Source organism: Phormidium sp. CCY1219, assembly GCF_055795085.1.
Genome location: NZ_JAYFEQ010000525.1, coordinates 1 through 4348, shown reverse-complemented (window position 1 = coordinate 4348; position 4348 = coordinate 1). Strand labels below are relative to the sequence as shown.

The window sequence follows — 4348 nt, the reverse complement described above, 5'->3', positions numbered from 1 at the left end:
TTAGGCTGGTCAGGTGGTTAGAAGTACAAGCCCCTGGCTTTAGACATGGGGTTGGTTTCTACGGAGTCCCTGACAGATTGAGCCAAGGATGCAAATGTCTGAAAGCTTTGATTTTTGGGGGTGCGAGGCACAGCGATCGCCCTGACGTTTCTGTTAATTTCCGTTCTTTCCCAAATTTATTGAGCCAATAAATGCGAAACCGGCGCGATGAAAACCATTGGCCAAAACGTTAGCATATTTGTAGAGACGCGATATCTCGCGTCTCTGTGTGTTCCAGGAAATCCCTGGGCTAAGTGGTGTACTCGGCGTTAATCTTCACGTAGTCATAACTGAGGTCGCATCCCCAAGCTATCCCCGTACCGGGTCCATTGCCGATGCTGACTGACACGAGCACCGTATCGGATTTCAAATACTCACCGGCGGCGGCGGCTTTCAGGTACGCGGAGGCGGCGTCGCGGTCGAATTCCAGGGGTTGGCCTTTTTCCATGAGCAAGAAATCCCCCAGTTTCACCTGCAAATCATCCTGGTCGAAAAGGACTCCCGCCCGTCCGGCGGCGGCAGCAATCCGCCCCCAGTTGGGGTCGCGACCGAAGATAGCGGATTTCACCAGAGAAGAGCCGACGATGGTTTTGGCGATTTTGCGTCCAGCGGCGTCATCGGGTGCGCCGGTGACTTGTACTTCGATCAGACAGGTTGCGCCTTCGCCATCGCGCGCGATCGCCTTGGCGAGGTGCTGACAAACCGCTGTGAGCATTCCCTCTAATTTTTCGGCTTCCGGTCCGCTATGGGTAATCGTCGGCGTCCGAGATTGGCCATTTGCCAGGGCGATTAAGGTATCGTTGGTACTGGTATCGCCATCGACGGTAATTTGATTAAAACTGCGATCGGCGGCGCGTTTGACCATTTCCTGCCACAGATGGGACGAGACCATCGCATCGCAGGTGACGAATGCCAGCATGGTGGCCATATTCGGATGAATCATCCCCGACCCTTTGGCAATCCCGCCCATTCGCACGGGACGCCCGTCAATGGTGGTTTCTAAGGCGATGGATTTCGGGACTAAATCCGTGGTGCAGATGGCTTGGGCGGCGTCATCGCCACCCCTGGGAGTTGCCGCCGCCACCAGGTTGGGAATGCCTTGGCGCAGGGCATCCATGCGAATGCGCTGTCCGATCACTCCGGTGGAGGCGAGCAAGATGGAACTGGGGGGAATGGCCAGTTCTCGCCCCAGGAGTTCGGCACTTTCGATCGCATCTGCCCAACCTTTGGCACCGGTGGCGGCATTGGCTTGTCCGGAATTGCATAAAATGGCGCGGGTGCTGGCTTTTTCTTCCAGGCGTTGGCGACAGTAATCTACGCAGGCGGCGCGGACTTGGGAGATGGTGAAGACTCCGGCGGCGATCGCTTCTACGTCTGACAAAATCAAGGCTAAATCTGCTGCCCCCGATGGCTTCAATCCGGCGGCGATCCCGGCGGCGCGATATCCCAAAGGCGCGCTTACCCCGCCGCTAATTTCTTTCCACTGTGCCATACTTGTTTCCTTCCTCTTGTGGCGTATTCGAGAGCGGATTATAACAATTTGGCATCCCGCTAATGTTGCCCGAGTCACAACCTGAAAAAAAAAGGAGAGTCACTCGCGGCACTCTCCCTACGATCTGGGTGCATCTCCATAGCACACTATAGTAATTACGGGATGAGGGGTAAAACCCTTTATTTTCTGGCCGTATCCGAGGGAAATTGAGAGATTTTGTGTTGCTACGTACTCATGCAAAAATAATTGCAGATGGTCGGGTGGGCAAAGCCACTCAAGAGAGGTGCCGATCGCGTATCTGTGCTAGAACTGCCCACCCTACAAACGCGATGCAGATCCACCGCCTCTAATTGCACGGGAGTGACGAGACAAAACACGCAAGTGGGCCATTATTTAAGAGCGACGTTGCAGCATGATTAAACGCAACACAAGAATAATGGCGAGCACCCCGGCGACGAGCATGCCCAGTGGGAAGCGTCACCATCGCCAACCAGTGAACCACAGTCATACTGGTGAAAAACTCTGCCATTTGTGGACTGGGACAATTATTTTCCACGCCGCCGCCATTGCACCCGAATAACCCAGCCAACCCGGCACCGGCAAAGGTTATCAAAAAGGGAGAAATTGCGTACAAAAGAACAACACCGATTAAAATGGTGATTGTTTTGGGGGAGAGTAACCAGGAAATAAATTTTGCCATTTTTATTAAACCCCATTGCGTGGTAAAATTGTGGCATGGGTTCGCGATTTCACCGCCGATGAAGCGAGAAAACTTCCCTCATAACTGAGATAAAATCCGGTGGTCAAACGTCGGGTTTAAATGAGCGCGTTTGGTGCGGACTTCTTGGGCGAACCCCACCCTAACCCCGGCGGGTTTTTATCGTTTCCGTAAGGTTTCAACCAACGTAGAGACGCGGTTAGGCGTCTCTACAGCCCCGAGAATGGATTGTCCGCCGATTATTATCGGCTGATTGAATCCGGTACATTCTGGTGAGTATTTAACCGACTTCAGGGATGAAACTGTGGTTTGAACCGAGGTTCTGTTCGTTCCCTAAGAGTCGGGAAAATTACCCGTTCAATTTTTGTTCGAGAAGTTTGTTGGTCAGTTTTGGATCGGCGCGTCCGTTGGTGAGTTTCATCACTTGACCGACAAAGAAGCCTTTGAGTTTGGTTTTCCCGTTGCGGTACTGTTCGAGTTGCTTGGGATTGGCGGCGATCGCTTCATCCAAAATCTTTTCGAGTTCGGCGGTATCGGAAATTTGAATCAATCCTTTGCCCTCGACGAATTCTTTTGGAGAACCGCCGTTGGCGAGCAATTCGGGCAGCACTTCTTTGGCGATTTTGCCGCTGATGGTGCCTTCTTGAATCAAAGAGATGAGTTCTCCTAACTGGGAGGGGGTGAGGGCGATGTCGGTGATGTCGAGTTTTTCGGTTTTCAAATAGGCGGTGATATCACCTTGAATCCAGTTAGCCGCTTGTTTGGTATCCGCACCGGCTTGCACTGTGGCTTCGAAATATTCCGCCACCGGGCGTTCGTCGGTGAGGACCCGGGCATCATAGGCGGATAAACCGAGGTCGCTTTCATAGCGATGTCGTTTGGCGGCGGGGAGTTCTGGGAGTTCGGCTTTCCAGGTTTCGAGTTGGGAGACGGAGACTTCAATCGGCCCTAAATCCGGTTCGGGGAAGTAGCGATAGTCGCTCGAACCTTCTTTGGTTCGCATACTAATGGTGCGTTGGCTTCCTTCTTCCCAGAGTCTGGTTTCTTGCACGATCGCCTCCCCAGTTTCGATCGCTTCGATTTGGCGTTCGATTTCGTAGTCGATCGCCCGTTGGATGGCGCTAAACGAGTTCATGTTTTTAATCTCGACTTTCACGCCAAATTCCGCTTGTCCCACGGGGCGCACGGAGATGTTCACATCGCAGCGCAGGGAACCTTCTTGCATGTTGCCATCGCTGACCCCGAGATAGCGCAGGATCCGGCGCAGTTCTTGGGCGTATTCTGCCGCTTCTTGACCCGATCGCAGGTCCGGTTCGCTGACGATTTCCACCAGGGGAATGCCGGTGCGGTTGTAGTCTACTAGGGAATAGGCGCTACCGGCGAGGCGATCGCTGCCCGCGTGAACCAGTTTGCCTGCATCTTCTTCCATATGCAGGCGAGTGATGCCAATTTTTTTGCGACTTGCGTTCCCATCGTCATCTACCAGTTCGATTTCGAGCCAACCATTAGTGGCGATCGGCAAATCGTACTGAGAAATTTGATAATTTTTCGGTAAGTCGGGATAAAAATACTGCTTGCGGTCGAATTTACTATAAGGCGCGATGTCACAGTTGAGCGCCAGTGCTGCTTTTACCGCATATTCGAGCACCTTTTCGTTGAGGACCGGCAACACACCGGGCAACCCCATGCATACCGGATCGATATTGGTATTGGGGGGGGCACCAAATTCGGTGGAGGAACTGGAGAAAATTTTGGTTTGGGTACTGAGCTGACAGTGGGTTTCTAACCCAATAATCGCTTCGTATTGTGTTTTTGCAGGTGCAGCTATGGTCATAAGTGTCTGAAATCCTCGCGTTTGAACCCCTATTATTGTATTTCAATGCCGAACAGGGATGAGAACCGACTCTTTCTTTGTATTTGGCGTCCCTACCCCCGGCGATGCAAGATGTTAAACTAAGCAATTCCGTCACCAGAACTACTCGTCTTCAGAACCGGACTTGAGACTTTCACCTCATCCGGGGACTCAACAACTTGGCCTTTATCATAGGTACCAAGGCTACCATCGCTGGCAGTTTTTACATCATGGCAATGTCTGTGAA

The 4348-nt window shown here is 52.4% G+C and carries 3 protein-coding genes; 1 reads left to right on the top strand and 2 read right to left on the bottom strand.

What is annotated here, in order from left to right; all coding sequences use genetic code 11:
- Window positions 1-289: 289 nt before the first annotated feature.
- Complete coding sequence (gene argJ / locus AC0QH1_RS14090) at window positions 290-1531, bottom strand: bifunctional ornithine acetyltransferase/N-acetylglutamate synthase (RefSeq protein WP_324631799.1); 1242 nt, start codon at window positions 1529-1531, stop codon at window positions 290-292.
- 436 nt (window positions 1532-1967) lie between these two features.
- On the opposite strand from argJ, the gene AC0QH1_RS14085 reads away from it, so the two are divergent.
- Entirely contained in the window at window positions 1968-2111 is a 144-nt protein-coding gene (locus AC0QH1_RS14085) for a hypothetical protein (protein WP_324631798.1), read from the top strand.
- 487 nt (window positions 2112-2598) lie between these two features.
- Here AC0QH1_RS14085 and gatB read toward each other — a convergent pair whose 3' ends face one another.
- Window positions 2599-4083: an Asp-tRNA(Asn)/Glu-tRNA(Gln) amidotransferase subunit GatB gene (gene gatB, locus AC0QH1_RS14080; protein ID WP_324631797.1), complete on the bottom strand. Its 1485-nt coding sequence runs from the start codon at window positions 4081-4083 to the stop codon at window positions 2599-2601.
- Between the last annotated feature and the right edge of the window lie 265 nt (window positions 4084-4348).

What these genes read in the sequence shown, in the direction of transcription:
- argJ (WP_324631799.1), bottom strand. Translation starts at nt 1,531, where the DNA reads ATGGCACAGTGGAAAGAAATTAGCGGCGGGGTAAGCGCGCCTTTGGGA.
- AC0QH1_RS14085 (WP_324631798.1), top strand. Translation starts at nt 1,968, where the DNA reads ATGGCGAGCACCCCGGCGACGAGCATGCCCAGTGGGAAGCGTCACCAT.
- gatB (WP_324631797.1), bottom strand. Translation starts at nt 4,083, where the DNA reads ATGACCATAGCTGCACCTGCAAAAACACAATACGAAGCGATTATTGGG.